This is a genomic window from Amycolatopsis sp. NPDC049252, from assembly GCF_043197175.1.
Classification (GTDB): Bacteria; Actinomycetota; Actinomycetes; order Mycobacteriales; family Pseudonocardiaceae; genus Amycolatopsis.
This window is the reverse complement of the sequence record NZ_JBICSQ010000039.1, coordinates 64,750-78,959: the sequence shown is the minus strand read 5'-3', so window position 1 is coordinate 78,959 and position 14,210 is coordinate 64,750. Positions and strand designations below refer to the sequence as shown.

The window sequence follows — 14,210 nt, the reverse complement described above, 5'->3', positions numbered from 1 at the left end:
GCCCCTGGGCCCCCGCGCGGGCTGGGGGGTTGGGCGGTGGTGTGTTTCGCCCGCACCCCCGAGCAGTGCGAACCAGTCCTCGGCCAACCCCCCGGCCGTCTCCGCGATTAATCGAAAAAAATACGCGTTAGCCCTAGCCCGGGCGGTAATCGCCCGCTAGATTGATCATCAACCGCAGCGTGATCACCTCGTTGGTCCGCTGCGTGCCCCGCCCCGTACGTGCGGCCCCGAATTCCGCGGGCCGGTGCCGTTGCACTCCCCTCCCCCGACCGGCACCGGCCCGCGGTTCCACGTCCAGGTCCCCTACCGGACCGCCTTCACCCGCAGGACCAGTACCGCGGCCAGCAGGGTCGCGACGGCCGAAGCGGCGAAGAGTCCCGAGTAGCCACCGAGGTACGCGAGCACGAGCGGCGTCAGCAGCGGGGCCACCACCTGCGGCAGCGAATTCGCGATGTTGATGACGCCCAGGTCCTTCGCGCGGTCCTGCGCCGTCGGCAGCACCTGCGTCAGCATCGCGAGCGCCACGGCCATGTACGCACCGAAGCCGACGCCCAGCAGCGGGGACGCGGCGAGCGCGACCGGCCAGCTCTGCCAGATCACCAGCAGCAAAGCGGCCAACGCCATCACCCCGGAGGCCGCAAGGACGTACGGCTTACGCCGTCCGGACTTGTCGGAGAAGTGCCCGGCGAGCACCGCGCCGATGACGAGCGCGACGCCGTACAGCCCCATCATGATCAGCAGGCCCGTGTCCGGGTCCGGGTAGTGCACCGCGTCCTTCAGGAAGAACAACAGGTAGAGCGTGCCGAACGCGTTGCCGAGGTTGATCATGAAGTGGCACGACCAGGCCCACGCGAAGTCCGGGTGCCGCCGCGGCGAGACCCAGAGGTTGCGCAGCACCTCACCCGCCGCGGACGACGGGCGGTGCTCGACCGGCAGCCGCGCGTCCGGCGTCCGGAGCACGAAGAAAGCGGCTCCGACCAGGACGATCCCCGCGCAGACCGCGTAGGCGAGCGGCAGCCCGGCGATGCCGAGCATCACGACGACGACCACCGCGCCCAGCACCGTGCCGAGCATCTGCGCGATGCCGACGAGCCCGCCGACCTGCGCGCGCTGCCCGACCGGGACGCGGTCGGCGATGGCCGACATCAGGGTGGCGAGCATGCCGTTGAGCCCGGCCTGCACCAGGCACCAGCCGGTGATCAGCAGCGCGACGTTCGGCGCGAACGCCAGCACCAGCAGCCCGACGGCGGCGACGATCGCACCGACGACCGTCCACGGGTGGCGGCGGCCGAACCGGGAGCACGTCCGGTCCGACAGCAGCCCGACCGCCGGGTTGACGACCAGCGCCACGACCGCGCCGGCCCCCATCACGATGCCGAGCACGAACTCCTTGTTGACCTGGTCCAGCATCTCGGCCTGCTGCGGCAGCAGCACCTGGATCGGGGCGTAGATCCCCAGCCAGAGCGCGATGTTCGCGAAGAACAGCAGGCTCATCCAGCCGGGCCGCACCCGCACGACCGGCTCGGCGAGGGCTTCCGGCAGGGCCGTGGCCTCAGTCGTCTCACTACTCATCCTGCACCAGCTTCCGGTACCAGTGGAACGAGTCCTTCGGCGTGCGCCGCAGGGTCTCGTAGTCGACGTGCACCAGGCCGAAGCGCGGCGCGTAGCCCTTGGACCATTCGAAATTGTCCATCAGGGACCAGCAGAAGTAACCCCGGACGTCGACGCCGGCGTCCATCGCCTCGCGCAGCGCGACGAGGTGGCTGTGCAGGAAGTCGATCCGCTCGGGGTCGTGCACGGCGCCGTCCTCGGCGACGACGTCGGCGAAACTGCAGCCGTTCTCGGTGATCTGGATCGGCGGCAGCTTGTCGCGGTAGCGCCGGTGGAAGTCCAGCAGCAGCTCGCGAAGCGCGTGCGGGACGATCGGCGAGTCGTTGGTCGTCATCGGGTAACCCTCGATCGGACGAAGGTCGAACGGCAGCGGGTTGCCCGGGCTGGGCGCCGCGACGCCCTGTGGCTCGTAGTAGTTGACGCCGTAGAAGTCGAGCGGCTGGGCGATGGCCGGCAGGTCGTCGGCGAACCCGGCGGGGAGGTGCTCGTGGAGCTGTTCGGGGTAGGTGCCGAGCAGAACGGGATCCGCGTAAAGCCGATTGAGCAGCGCGTCGAGCCACTCGGCGGCCGCGTCGTCCTCCACACTGTCGGCGACGGGCCAGATCGGCGAGTGGTTGTTGGCCGTGCCGATGTTCGTGGCACCGGCCGCGCGCAGCGCCTGGACGGCCAGGCCGTGCGCGAGGTTCTGGTGGTGCGCGGTCGGAACGGCGTCGAGCAGGAGGGTCTGTCCGGGTGCGTACTCGCCGATCGCGTAACCGAAGATCGACATGACCATCGGCTCGTTCAGCGGAATCCACAGCTTCACCCGATCGGCGAAACGTTCTCCGAGAATGTGGGCGTACTCGGCGAAGCGCTCAGCGGTACCCCGGGTGAGCCAGCCGCCCTCGTCTTCGACGGCTTGCGGGGTGTCCCAGTGGTAGAGCGTGACGGCGGGCGCGATGCCGGCTTCGCACACGGCGTCGATGAGCTTGTCGTAGAACCCGAGACCCTCGGGGTTGGGCGCACCCTTCCCGTCGGGCTGGATGCGGGGCCAGGCGATGGACATCCGGTAGGCGCCGACGCCGAGTTCCGCCATCAGCGCGATGTCTTCGGGGTAGCGGTGGTAGTGGTCGGCGGCTACTTTGGCTTCTTCACCGCGGGCGATCTTGCCTTCGGTCGCGGTGAACGTGTCCCAGATGGACGGTCCGCGCCCACCCTCGGTGGTGGCGCCTTCGATCTGGAACGCCGAGGTCGAAACACCCCAAAGGAAGTCGGGCGGGAAGTTCGGGTTCTGCACCGGCTGCTGACCCCTTCGTCAGGCCACCCATACGGGTGAACATGAAAAGTTCTCATATACTAGGTCTTCACTCGTCCGTGGGGAAGCCCGTCGGCGCGATAAAGTCCCAGATCAGACGAGGAGGAGTGCCGTGTCCGACATCCAGGCCGCGAAGGTGCCGGCAGAAGCGACCCCCCTACGCCGGCAGCCGGTCCAGCAACGCAGCGCGAAACGGGTCGAGCAGATGCTCGACGCGAGCGCGGCGCTGATCGACGAGCTCGGCTACGACGCGCTGACGACCACCCTGATCGCCAAACGAGCAGGGGTCGCCGTCGGTTCGCTGTACCAGTTCTTCCCCGACAAGCGCGCCGTCGTGCAAGCGCTTACCGCCCGCAACCTCGAACGGTTCGTCGGCGCGGTCAACGAGCGCCTCAAGCAGCTGGGCCCCGAGCACTGGTGGGACGTCGTGGACTCGATCCTCGACATCTACCTGGAGATGCACCGCTCGGTCCCGGGCTTCTCGAAGGTCCACTTCGGCGACATCATCGACCGCCAGCTGCTCGACGAGACCCGCGACAACAACGCGGTGATCGTCGATTCCCTGACGGACCTCCTGGCCTCCCAGGTCGACCGCCCGGTGGAGGACCTCCGCTTCGCGATCACGATCGCCAACGAGGTCGCGGACGCGCTCCTCAAGCTGGCGTTCCGCAAGGAGCCGAGCGGCGACGAGAAGTTCGTGGCGGAGGCGAAGTACGTGGTGAAGGGCTACCTGGCGGCGCGGTTCGGGGAGAAGCAGGCGTAGTTGTCCCCAGAAGTTGTCCACAGGCTTCCCCAGTTGTGGACAACCCTGGGGCCTGGTCCGTTCTGGGCCGGGTTCGTCCGGGGGCGCCGATAGACTGGACCTGGGGACGCCCCCCTGGGAGTGGCGGGGGCTGCTTTCCGGGCCGGGTCCTGGTGGAAGCAGGTTTCTCGGTTTTCGGGGCCTGCTGTACACGGGGGCCTGATCGGCGATCGAGTCTCGCCGACCTCCGCTCGTGAGTCCGGCGATCGGCCGGCGGGCCCGCTTTCTTGCCCGTGGAGCAGGTGCTGTGGGCCGCGGTCGATCCGGGATGCTCGCCTATCCGGAGTCTGGACAGGTTCCGGCGGAGTGGCGGTTGGGGAGCAGGATTCGCCCGTCCGGGGTGGGGGACAAAACCGGGCCCGGGGCCGAAATCGGTGTTCCCGCCCGCGGACGCGGTACCCGGGTCGCCGGGCCCGCGTCGGTGCGGCCTTGGTCAGCCGAAGTTCTGGTGCTCGCCGCGGTACGTCGGGACCGTGCGCTCCACCCGGTCGCCCAGCACCAGGTGGTAGTGCGTGAAACGCTCGGCCAGCTCGCCCGCCTTGGCGTGCCGGAGCCAGACGCGGTCGCCCAGCTGCAGGGTTCGGGCGGCCCTTCCCGTCACCGGGGACTGGACTTCGCCCGCGCCTTCGAAACCGAGGAATTTCAGGCCCGTCGGCAGGTAGGGCGTCGGTTGGCGGGACGGGCCCGTCGGGCCGGAGGCGATGTAGCCGCCGGAGTACAGCGTGGCGATCTTGCGCGTGGGGCGGCGGACCACCGGTAGCGCGAACAGCGCCGCCGGGCGGGGCTTGAAGCGCGTGTACGCGTCGAAGAGGGTCGGGCCGATCAGGCCCGAGCCGGCCGCGATCTCCGTGACCACCGCGTCCGCGCCCGTCGACTCGATGCTGCCCGTGCCGCCGCCGTTGACGAACTCCAGGTTCGTCACCTCGCGGACCGCGCGGACCGCGGCGCCGCGGCGGCGGGCCAGCTCGGCCGCCGAACGTCGCTGCATCCAGCCGACCACCAGCTGGTTGACGCGGCGGCCCGCCGCGTCGCCGAGGCCGGCGATCTGGCCTTCGTACGCCATGACGCCCACCAGGGTGAAGCCCGGTCGGGCCACGACCTGACGCGCGAACGTCGAGGCCTGCTTCGCGGTGAAGATCGGCGATCGCCGGGTGCCGACGTGGATGCCCGGGACCGGGCGCCACGACGCGTCCAGTTCCAGGCAAACCCGGATTTCCGGGTGGCCGTGGCCGAGGGCGGCGTCCACCAGGTCCAGGTGCTCGGGCGAGTCGACCATGATCGTGATCGACGCGCGGGCCTTGTCGGACGCGGCCAGGCGGCGGAGGGCGTCGTGGTCCGCGGTCGGGTAGGCGACGACGACGTCGTCGGTCGTGCCCTGCTCGACGTGCCAGATGGCCTCGGCCAGCGAGTAGCACATCAGGCCTTCGAAGCCCGGCATCGCGAGGACACGCTCCAGGAGCGCCCGGCAGCGGACCGACTTGCTCACCACGCGGATCGGCTTGCCGGCCGCGCGCCGGTGGAGGTCGTCGGCGTTCGCGTCGAAGGCAGCCAAGTCGACGACGGCCAAGGGTGGATCGAGGTCCTTGGTCGCCAAGTCGTACACCGTCGCACTGGTCACGAGGTCTAAAGTACGACAACAAAGCTTGAAACGCGAATACTGTTCACATACTGTCTCGGACATTCGACCGATGGAGGGGGCGCGCATGACCCGGTGGACCAACTGGGCGGGCACGGCGTCCGCCTCGCCGCAGCACGTTCACCAGCCGCGGAGCACGGCTGAGATCGCGGCGACCGTCGCGAGCATCGCCGCGGCCGGCCGGACCGTGCGCCCCTGGGGCAGCGGCCACTCCTTCACCGCGATCGCCGTCGCCGACTCCGACGCGCTCGACCTGCGCGGGTGGACCGGCATCGAGCGGGCCGACCTCGAAACCGGGCACGTCACCGTCCGCGCGGGCACCACGATCAAGCAGCTCAACGCCGCGCTCGACACCCTCGGGCTCGCCATGACCAACCTCGGCGACATCGACGCGCAGACCATCGCCGGCGCGATTTCGACCGGCACGCACGGCACCGGCGCGCGCCTCGGCGGCATCGCCACCCAGATCGTGGCGCTCGAACTCGTCCTGGGCGACGGCTCGGTCGTCACCTGCTCGGCCGGCGAACGCCCGGACCTCTTCTCCGCCGCCCGCGTCGGCCTCGGCGCGCTCGGCGTGATCACCACCGTGACGCTGAAGTGCGAGCCGTCGTTCGTGCTGCGGGCGCAGGAACGTCCGGAGCCGCTGGAGCAGGTCCTCGAAGGCTTTGACGACTTCGCCGCGGACAACGAGCACTTCGAGTTCTACTGGTTCCCCTACGGCAAGAACGCGCTGGTCAAGCGCAACAACCGCTGTGAGACGGCGGAGCCGCTGAGCCGGGTCCGCCAGTTCGTCGACTACGAGATCATGGAGAACGTCGCGTTCGGCGGGCTCTGCCGGACGGGCCGGCTGATGCCGCGGCTCGTGCCCTCGCTCAACAGCTTCGCGTCGAACATGCTTTCCGCGCGCGAGTACAGCGACCTCTCCCACCGCGTTTTCGTCACCGCGCGCAACGTCCGGTTCACCGAGACGGAATACGCGGTTCCACGTGAATCAGTGCACGAAGTCCTCGCCGAGCTGCGCGCGCTGGTGCCGAAGCTGCGGGACCCGGTGATGTTCCCGGTCGAGGTCCGCGTCGCGGCCGCCGACGACATCTGGCTCTCGACCGCGCAGGGCCGCGACTCGGCCTACATCGCGATCCACCAGTTCACCGGCATGCCGTACCGCGAGTACTTCGGCGCGTTCGAGAAGATCGCCGGCGCGGTCGGCGGCCGCCCGCACTGGGGCAAGATGCACGACCTCGACGCCGGCGTCCTCCGCTCGCGCTACCCGCACTTCGACGACTTCCTGCGCGTGCGCAAGGAAACCGATCCGAACGGCGTCTTCACGAACACCTACCTGGACCGCGTGCTCGGCCCGGTCGGTTAGAAGAGCGCGGACACCGATTCGCCGTTGTGGATCCGGCGGATCGCCTCGGCCATCGCCGGGGCGATCGAGAGGATCTTCAGCTTTTCGGTGCGGTCCTCTTCGTGGACCGGGACGGTGTTGGTGCAGACGATCTCCAGCACCTCGGGCCGGTCGCCGATGCGCTCGATGGCCTTCGCCGCGAACAGGCCGTGCGTGCAGGCGACGCGGATCGAGCGCGGGCGCAGCTCGGCGAGCCTGTCGAGCAGTTCGAGAACCGTGCTGCCCTTGGCGATCTCGTCGTCGAGGACGATCACGTCGCGGCCGGTGATCTCGCCGATCACCGAGGTGATCTGGACGCGGTCGTCGGGGAAGCGCTCCTTCGCGCCGGCCGCGACCTGGACGCCGAGGAGCCGCGCGAAGTGCGACGCCTCCTTCGCGTTGCCCAGGTCGGGTGAGACGACGGTGGTGCGCGAAAGGTCGTACTGCCGGAAGTGCTTGGCCAGCTCCTGCAGCGCGTGCAGGTGGTCGACGGGGACGCTGAAGAACCCGTGTACCTGCGGCGAGTGCAGGGTCATCGCGAGAACGCGGTTCGCGCCGGCGGCCACCAGCAGGTCGGCGACCAGGCGGCCGCCGATGGAGATGCGCGGCGCGTCCTTCTTGTCCGAGCGCGCGTACGAGTAGTGCGGCATCACGGCGGTGATCCGGGACGCCGAGGCGCCGCGCGCGGCGTCGAGCATCAGCAGCAGCTCGACGAGGTGCTCCTGCACCGGACGCACGAGCGGCTGGATGATGAAGACGTCCCGCTCGCGGCAGTTCGCCTGCAGCTGGACGCCGAGACAGTCGTTCGCGAAGCGCTCGATCTCGACGGGCCGCAGCGGCACGCCGAGCTGCTCGCAGATCTCCTCGGCCAGCTCGGGGTGCGCACTGCCGCTGAAAACGGCGATCTCTCTGGATTCTTGGTTCACAGTGCTGAAATCGCCTCGTCGATCGCGGTTTCGCCCGAAATCAGTTCCAGGGTGCGACGCGCGGTCGCGGGCGCGTCGAGCAGTGCGACGAGCACCGCGGCGACGTCGTCACGCGGCACCGAGCCGCGGCCGGTCTTGTCGGCCAGCAGGACCCGGCCGGTGCCGGGGTCGTCGGTCAGCGCGCCCGGCCGGAGGATCGTCCAGTCGAGGTCGCGCGCCTTGAGGTCGTCCTCGGCCGCGCGCTTGGCACGCAGGTAGACGCGGAAGTCCTCGGTGACGTCGGGGTTCTCCGGGTTGTCGGCACCCATGGAGCCGATCTGGATGTGCCGCCGCACACCGGCCTGCGAGGCCGCGTCGGCTAAGAGAGCCGCGGCGCCGTGGTCCACAGTGGCTTTGCGCGCGGACCCGCTGCCCGGGCCGGCGCCCGCGGCGAACACCGCGGCGTCGGCGCCCTTCAGCACCTCGGCGACGGTGTCCACATCGGAGTTCTCCAGGTCGAGCACGACGGCCTGGGCACCGGCGGCTTCGAGATCCGCCGTGTGGGCGGGATTCCGGATGATCCCGACCCCTTCGTCACCTCGTGCGGCGAGCAGCCGCTCGAGCCTCAACGCGATCTGACCGTGTCCACCAGCAATGACGACTCGCATGAGCCCGACCCTAGTAGGGATCGACCAGGACCGTCAGTCGAGCTCGGCGGGGGCTTCGGCGGTGCGGAGCAGGTGGTCGTAGACGATCTCGTTCACCAGGCGGGAAACCGGGTCCTCCGCCAGCACGACGCGCTCGGTGCGGCCCTCGAGGTCGAGGTCGACGACCGAGTTGGGGTCGGCGGTGACGATCGCGAGGCCGTACGCGCGGGCCCGCGGCAGGCAGTTGCCGACGTAGTCCTCGGTCAGCACGGCCGGCGACGGCAGCACCATCGCGGCCTCGCCGTAGCGGGCGAACGGAACCGCGGAGGCCATCGCGGTGCGCCAGTGGCGCGCGACGGCCAGGACGCCGATGATCTCGGCGGCCGGGGCGGGGGCGGTTCCGGCCAGCTCCGGCCAGGTCCAGGTGTCGACAGTGGCCCGATCGGCCACCGGGCCGGCACCCATCGCGATGCGTTCGGCGTGCACGTCGGTGCGAAGCTTGGCGACCACGCAGACCTTGCGGCCCAGGATCGTGATCTCGGGAAGGACGACGCCGTTCCAGCCCAGCTGGGCGGCGGCGGTGCGGGCGAGTTCGTCGACGCTCGCGGGGAGCTCGATCGGCGGCACCACCCGGCTCGGCATCGACCGGCTGCGCTTCGCGCCACCGGCGACCGTCGAGCGATCGGTGTTCTGAGGTGTAGCCGCCACGTGTCCGCCTCCTTCTGAACTGCACCGCGTCGTGACCGGTGAAAACCGGCACCTCACTTGTCTAACAGCGCGGCGGCGCGGCGTCGCCGGGTAGTGCGAGTGGCTGCGATCGGCGGCGCCCAGCGGTCGATGACCGGTCGGTAGGCGGTCATGGGACTTCGGTCGAACGGTGCGGCCAACCGAGTGATCGCGAGGTGAGTGGCACTACCGTCCGCCTGCGACCGACTACCCGCGGCAGGATTCGGCAAACCCGCCCGACTAGCCCGTTCGGCCCAACCGATGAAGAATCCACAGTGGACGCAGGGCGCTGAGCTGCGGTTGTCCACCGTCACCCACACGGCGGTGAGCTACGCCGCAGCGGAACACGGGCGCCCGCGACTAAAGTTACCGATCAGTCACTTAGTCGTCGCCGTGGAGGACCGATGCGCTCCCCGAAGGACTTCTTCGCCCCGCTCGCCCTGGGCGCGCCCGCCCCCGTGCGGGAGATCCCGGTGACGCCGTCCCGGATGATCCACTTCTTCGACCCGAGCAACGAGAAGATGGCCGCGAAGGCGCCGGACATCGCGAAGAAGGTCGATGTCCTGCTCGGGAACCTCGAAGACGCCGTGCGCGCCGACCGCAAGGAGGCCGCGCGCGCCGGGCTCGTCGCCATCGCCAAGGCGAACGACTTCGGGAAGACGCAGCTGTGGACCCGGATCAACAGCCTGGACTCGCCGTGGGTGCTCGACGACCTGGTGACGCTCGTCACCGAGATCGGCGACAAGCTCGACGTGATCATGGTGCCGAAGGTCGAGGGCGCGCAGGACATCCACTACGTCGACCGGCTGCTGGCCCAGCTCGAAGCGCGCGCCGGGCTGACGAAGCCGTTGCTGGTGCACGCGATCCTCGAGACGGCGAGCGGCGTGGCCAATGTGGAGGAGATCGCCGGCGCGAGCCCGCGGATGCAGGGCATCTCGCTCGGGCCGGCCGACCTGGCCGCGAGCCGCCGGATGAAGACCACGCGCGTCGGCGGCGGGCACCCGGGCTATCTGGTGCGCACCGACCCGACGGGCGACGACCTGACCGAAGGCCGGACGACGTACCAGCAGGATCTCTGGCACTACACGGTCGCGCGGATGGTCGACGCGTGCGCGATGCACGGGATCCTGCCGTACTACGGGCCGTTCGGGGACATCCGCGACGTCGTCGCGTGCGAGGACCAGTTCCGGAACGCGTTCCTGCTCGGCTGCGTCGGCGCCTGGAGCCTGCACCCCGTGCAGATCGACATCGCGAAGAAGGTGTTCTCGCCCGCACCGTCCGATGTGGCCTGGGCGCGCAAGGTGATCGCCGAGATGGGCGACGGCACCGGCGCGGTGATGATCGACGGGAAGATGCAGGACGACGCGTCGGTGAAGCAGTGCCACGTGGTCGCCGAACTGGCCGACGCCCTCGCGGCGGACGACCCCGAACTCGCGGCCGCCTACGACGCCGCCACCAAGGAGATCCTCGGATGACCGAGCTGAAGCCGAGACGTTCCGTCCTCTACATGCCGGGCGCCAACGAGCGCGCGCTGGAGAAGGCCAAGACCATCCCGGCGGACGCGCTGATCCTCGACCTCGAGGACGCCGTCGCGCCGGACGCCAAGGAAGCCGCGCGCGAGCGGGTGTGCGCGGCCGTCGGGAACTACGGTTCGCGGGAAGTGACGATCCGCGTCAACGGCCTGGACACCGAGTGGCACGACGCCGATCTGCGCGCGGCCGCGGCCGCAGGCCCCGCCGCGGTGGTCGTGCCGAAGGTGAACTCGGCGTCCGAAGTGCACAACATCGAGCGCGCGCTGGAGCTGGGCGGCGCCCCGGAGCACACGAAGATCTGGGCGATGGTCGAGACGCCGGTCGCGATGCTGCACGCCGAGGAGATCGCGGCGGCGTCCGAACGGCTGACCGTGCTGGTGATGGGCACGAACGACCTCGCCAAGGAGCTGCACGCGGAGTTCGTCCCGGGCCGCGGCCCGCTGCTGGGCGGGCTTTCGCTGTGCCTGCTGGCCGCGCGCGCGACCGGCAAGGTGATCCTCGACGGCGTCTACAACGACGTGAAGGACCTGTCCGGGTTCGAAGAGGAGTGCGTCCAGGGCCGGCAGTACGGCTTCGACGGCAAGACGCTCATCCACCCGTCCCAGGTGGAGCCGTGCAACCGGATCTTCGCGCCGTCCGAAGAGGAGGTCGACCGGTCGCGCCGGATCATCGAGGCGTTCGAGAAGGCCGGCAGCGGCGTGGTGACGGTGGACGGCCGGATGATCGAGAACCTGCACGTCGACAACGCGCGTCGGGTGCTCGCGCTCGCCGAGGCGGTCAAGGCCTGACGCCGGTGGCCGGGCGAGCGGCCCGGCCACCGGTGCGGTTCAGTTCGGCAGCGAGTCCGTCCACTCGGCACCGACCTGCGCGCCCTGCGGGTCGGCGACCTGGTAGATGGCGCCGTCCGCGGAGACGTACATCGACGTCCGGTTGATGCGGCCGGTCGCGGGGTCGACGACCAGGCGGTAGTCCCTGGGCAGCAGGAAGCCCCGCCCGCCCGGGACGGAGCCCAGGTCCTGGACGCCGGGGTACGCCGCGATCGAGCGGAAGGCCGCTGCTCGCACGGCCGGCGGCGCGGGGAGGGTCGACACCAGCGAGACCATCGACAGCAGCAGCTCCCGTTCCCGGTCGCTCGCGGTCAGCGGGCCCGCGCTCGTCCGGGCGCCGCTGTGCGCGATCGCGTTCACGAGCCAGTCCCGCAGCGCCGCCGGGTCGGTGGGCAAGGTCCGGAGCTGCTCGAAGGTCACCTCGGCGGCCGCCAGCCGCAACGGGTACAGCCCCAGCGGCATGACCTTGCCGGCGGTCTTCGCACCGCGGAACCACATGTGGCCGTCGGAAGTGAACCAGTACTCGTAGACCTGCTTGTCCGAGGCGGTCCTGATGTGCCAGTACTTGCCGGTGCCCGCCGGGGCGTGCTCGGCCACGGTGGCCGCCGCCAGCAGGACCTGCTGGCCGGTGACGGCCGGGGCCACCGCCTGCGACGGGGCTTGGGCGGGAGTGCCGGGCAGGGTGGCCACCACGACGCCGGCCGCGACCGCGGCGGCGAGCACGCCCACGCCGACGGCGATCAGGCCGGTGCGCTTGCGACGGCCGGTGAGCATGTGGTTCTGCAGCCGGTGCCGGCTGCGCTCGACGACGTCCTGGGCGGGCTCGTCGGGGGTCAGCGCCGCACGCAGCGTCTGCAGGTCATTCATCACGCGCCTCCTGGGCGAGTACGGGGGTGAGCTTCTTGCGGGCGCGGCTGAGCCGGGAGCCGACCGTGCCCGGGGAGATGCCGAGAGCCTCGGCGACTTCCGCGTAGCCGAGGTCGGCGAGGGCGACCAGCAGCAGGACGTCACGCTCCCCCGCGGTCAGCCGTGACAACGCTTTTCCCAGCCGGCCGGCGTCGAGAACGCGGTTTTCGTGGCCCTCGGCGGGCCGGGGTGTCTCGAGCCGCGCGAGCGCGCGGTAGTGCCGGGCTTCCTTGCGGCGGTGCCGGGACACGAGGTTCGTCGCGATGCCGAACAGCCAGGCGCGCAGGTCGCCGCGGGTGGCGTCGAACGTCTTCCGGCGGTCGAAGGCGACGAGGAACGTCTCGGCGGCGACGTCCTCCGCGACCTGGGCACCGAGGCGCCCGGCGACGTACCGGTAGATCGCCGCGAAGTGCCGGTCGTGCACCTCGGTGAACAGCTCGGTGCCGAGCACCGGGGCCGCCGTCATGTGGCTGCCTCTGTCATGGAGATCCTTCCCGTCGGCGACAGTTTCACCACCACTTCGCCGCGGGCCCGGATCTTCTTCCCTCGTCTTTAACCGATCGGCCAGGGCCGCTGCGGCGGGCGGATCGCTTCGTACGCCGCGGCGGCGCGCAGGACACCGACGTCGTCGAACCGGCGGCCGCTGATCTGGAGGCCGATCGGCCGGCCGTCGTCGGTGTAACCGCAGTTCACGGACACCGCGGGCTGGCCGGACATGTTGTAGGGCACGGTGAACCCGATGTGCTCGAACGGCCGGGCCGGGTCGTTCGTCGGGGACGCCCACTCCGCGGGCGGCGCCGCGACCGGGCAGGTCGGCGACAGCACGACGTCGAACGGCGAAGTCGCGCGCAGGGTCGCGACGCTGATCGTGTCGATCTGCGCGAAGCCGCGGTAGACGTCCACCCCGGACAGGTTCGCGCCGCCCGCCGCCCACTCCGCGATGTAGGGCAGCACCTTCGCGCGCCGGTCGAGCGGCAACGACGTCATGTCGGCCCAGGCGCGGGTGCGCCAGAACGTGTCCAGGCCGCTGAGCATCTCGCGGGTGAGGAACGGCCCGACCGGCTCGACGACCGCGCCCGCGGCCTCGAACGCGCGGGCCGCCGCGGTGACGGCGTCGCGGGTGGCCGGGTCGACCGGGAGGCCGGGGCCGGAGTCGAGCTGCAGGCCGACGCGCAGGCCTTCGAGCGAACCGTCGAGCGAAGACCACGGCAGGTCGGTGGGCGGCAGGCTCAGGTGGTCACGCGGATCGGGCGCGGACAGGACGCTCATCAGCAACGCCGTGTCGGCGACCGTGCGGGTCATCGGCCCGGCGACGCGGCCGAGGAACGGCGGGTCGACCGGCACGCGGCCGAAACTCGGCTTCAACCCGACCAGCCCGCACCAGCCCGCGGGCAGCCGGATCGAGCCGCCGATGTCGGTGCCGACGTGCAGCGGGCCGTACCCCGCCGCGCCGGCCGCGCCGGCACCCGCGCTCGACCCACCGGGGCTCGCGGATGTCTGCCACGGGTTGCGCGCCGTCGTGTGGAAGCTCGACAGGCCGGACGTCAGCATCCCGTAGTCCGGCATCGTCGTCTTGGCCAGCAGGACACCGCCGGACTCGCGAATCCGCGCGGCGGCCGGGGCGTCGTCGGCCGCGGGGACGAGCGCGGTCGCCGCCGTGCCCAGCGGGACCGGGGTGCCGCGGGTCGCGATGTTCTCCTTGAGCGTCAGCGGAACGCCGTCGATCGGGCCCAGCGGTTCGCCCGCGTGCCAACGCGCTTCGGCGCCCTTCGCGTCGTCACGCGCGGCTGAAGGGTCGTACGCGTACAACGCATGCAGCTCGGGTTCCCGCGCCTCGATCCGCGCCAGGACGGCTTCGGTCACCTCGACCGGCGAGAGCGTCTTCGCGCGGTACTGCGCGACGAGTTCGACGGCGGTCAGGTCGGGCAGCTCGGTCATGA

13 protein-coding genes are annotated in these 14,210 nt (G+C 70.6%); 4 read left to right on the top strand and 9 right to left on the bottom strand.

Annotation, left to right across the window (positions count from 1 at the left end):
- Positions 1-303: 303 nt before the first annotated feature.
- Positions 304-1,572, bottom strand: coding sequence for an MFS transporter (locus tag ACGFMK_RS31055; RefSeq protein ID WP_392770621.1), 1,269 nt, complete (start codon positions 1,570-1,572; stop codon positions 304-306).
- The gene (locus tag ACGFMK_RS31050; RefSeq protein WP_392770618.1) at positions 1,565-2,887 is read right to left on the bottom strand and encodes a GH1 family beta-glucosidase; all 1,323 of its coding nucleotides are present in this window, start codon (positions 2,885-2,887) and stop codon (positions 1,565-1,567) included. The genes ACGFMK_RS31055 and ACGFMK_RS31050 overlap by 8 nt, the downstream gene beginning before the upstream one ends.
- 130 nt (positions 2,888-3,017) lie before the next feature.
- Between ACGFMK_RS31050 and ACGFMK_RS31045 the strand changes: the two genes are divergently transcribed.
- Positions 3,018-3,668, top strand: coding sequence for a TetR/AcrR family transcriptional regulator (locus ACGFMK_RS31045; protein ID WP_392770615.1), 651 nt, complete (start codon positions 3,018-3,020; stop codon positions 3,666-3,668).
- A 472-nt stretch (positions 3,669-4,140) separates the two neighbouring features.
- Here the strand turns inward: ACGFMK_RS31045 and ACGFMK_RS31040 are convergent, their stop codons facing one another.
- Positions 4,141-5,325: an amino acid deaminase/aldolase gene (locus ACGFMK_RS31040; protein WP_392770612.1), complete on the bottom strand. Its 1,185-nt coding sequence runs from the start codon at positions 5,323-5,325 to the stop codon at positions 4,141-4,143.
- Positions 5,326-5,410: 85 nt separating this feature from the next.
- Here ACGFMK_RS31040 and ACGFMK_RS31035 point away from each other — a divergent pair, with 85 nt between their 5' ends.
- Positions 5,411-6,709 (top strand): D-arabinono-1,4-lactone oxidase, encoded by a 1,299-nt coding sequence (locus ACGFMK_RS31035; protein ID WP_392770610.1) that lies wholly within the window; start codon positions 5,411-5,413, stop codon positions 6,707-6,709.
- Here ACGFMK_RS31035 and ACGFMK_RS31030 read toward each other — a convergent pair.
- Genes ACGFMK_RS31030 through ACGFMK_RS31020 form a run of 3 tightly spaced genes read right to left on the bottom strand, consistent with a single transcriptional unit; the run spans position 6,706 to position 8,987 of the window.
- Complete coding sequence (locus ACGFMK_RS31030; RefSeq protein WP_392770607.1) at positions 6,706-7,653, bottom strand: ribose-phosphate diphosphokinase; 948 nt, start codon at positions 7,651-7,653, stop codon at positions 6,706-6,708. The genes ACGFMK_RS31035 and ACGFMK_RS31030 overlap by 4 nt on opposite strands.
- A complete protein-coding gene (locus ACGFMK_RS31025; RefSeq protein WP_392770604.1) occupies positions 7,650-8,300 on the bottom strand; it encodes an NAD(P)H-binding protein in 651 nt (216 codons plus the stop codon). The genes ACGFMK_RS31030 and ACGFMK_RS31025 overlap by 4 nt, the downstream gene beginning before the upstream one ends.
- Before the next feature lie 33 nt (positions 8,301-8,333).
- Positions 8,334-8,987: a hypothetical protein gene (locus ACGFMK_RS31020; RefSeq protein WP_392770602.1), complete on the bottom strand. Its 654-nt coding sequence runs from the start codon at positions 8,985-8,987 to the stop codon at positions 8,334-8,336.
- Positions 8,988-9,409: 422 nt separating this feature from the next.
- Here ACGFMK_RS31020 and ACGFMK_RS31015 point away from each other — a divergent pair, with 422 nt between their 5' ends.
- Positions 9,410-10,480, top strand: coding sequence for an HpcH/HpaI aldolase/citrate lyase family protein (locus ACGFMK_RS31015; RefSeq protein WP_392770599.1), 1,071 nt, complete (start codon positions 9,410-9,412; stop codon positions 10,478-10,480).
- On the top strand, positions 10,477-11,325 hold the full coding sequence (locus ACGFMK_RS31010; RefSeq protein WP_392770597.1) for an HpcH/HpaI aldolase/citrate lyase family protein: 849 nt from the start codon (positions 10,477-10,479) through the stop codon (positions 11,323-11,325). The genes ACGFMK_RS31015 and ACGFMK_RS31010 overlap by 4 nt, the downstream gene beginning before the upstream one ends.
- Positions 11,326-11,364: 39 nt before the next feature.
- Here the strand turns inward: ACGFMK_RS31010 and ACGFMK_RS31005 are convergent, their stop codons facing one another.
- The 3 genes from ACGFMK_RS31005 to ACGFMK_RS30995 form a co-directional block, all read right to left on the bottom strand.
- A complete protein-coding gene (locus tag ACGFMK_RS31005) occupies positions 11,365-12,231 on the bottom strand; it encodes a CU044_5270 family protein (protein ID WP_392770594.1) in 867 nt (288 codons plus the stop codon).
- Complete coding sequence (locus tag ACGFMK_RS31000) at positions 12,224-12,736, bottom strand: RNA polymerase sigma factor (protein WP_392770592.1); 513 nt, start codon at positions 12,734-12,736, stop codon at positions 12,224-12,226. Before ACGFMK_RS31000 ends, ACGFMK_RS31005 begins: the two co-directional genes overlap by 8 nt.
- A gap of 86 nt (positions 12,737-12,822) precedes the next feature.
- The gene (locus ACGFMK_RS30995) at positions 12,823-14,208 is read right to left on the bottom strand and encodes an amidase (RefSeq protein WP_392770589.1); all 1,386 of its coding nucleotides are present in this window, start codon (positions 14,206-14,208) and stop codon (positions 12,823-12,825) included.
- Between the last annotated feature and the right edge of the window lie 2 nt (positions 14,209-14,210).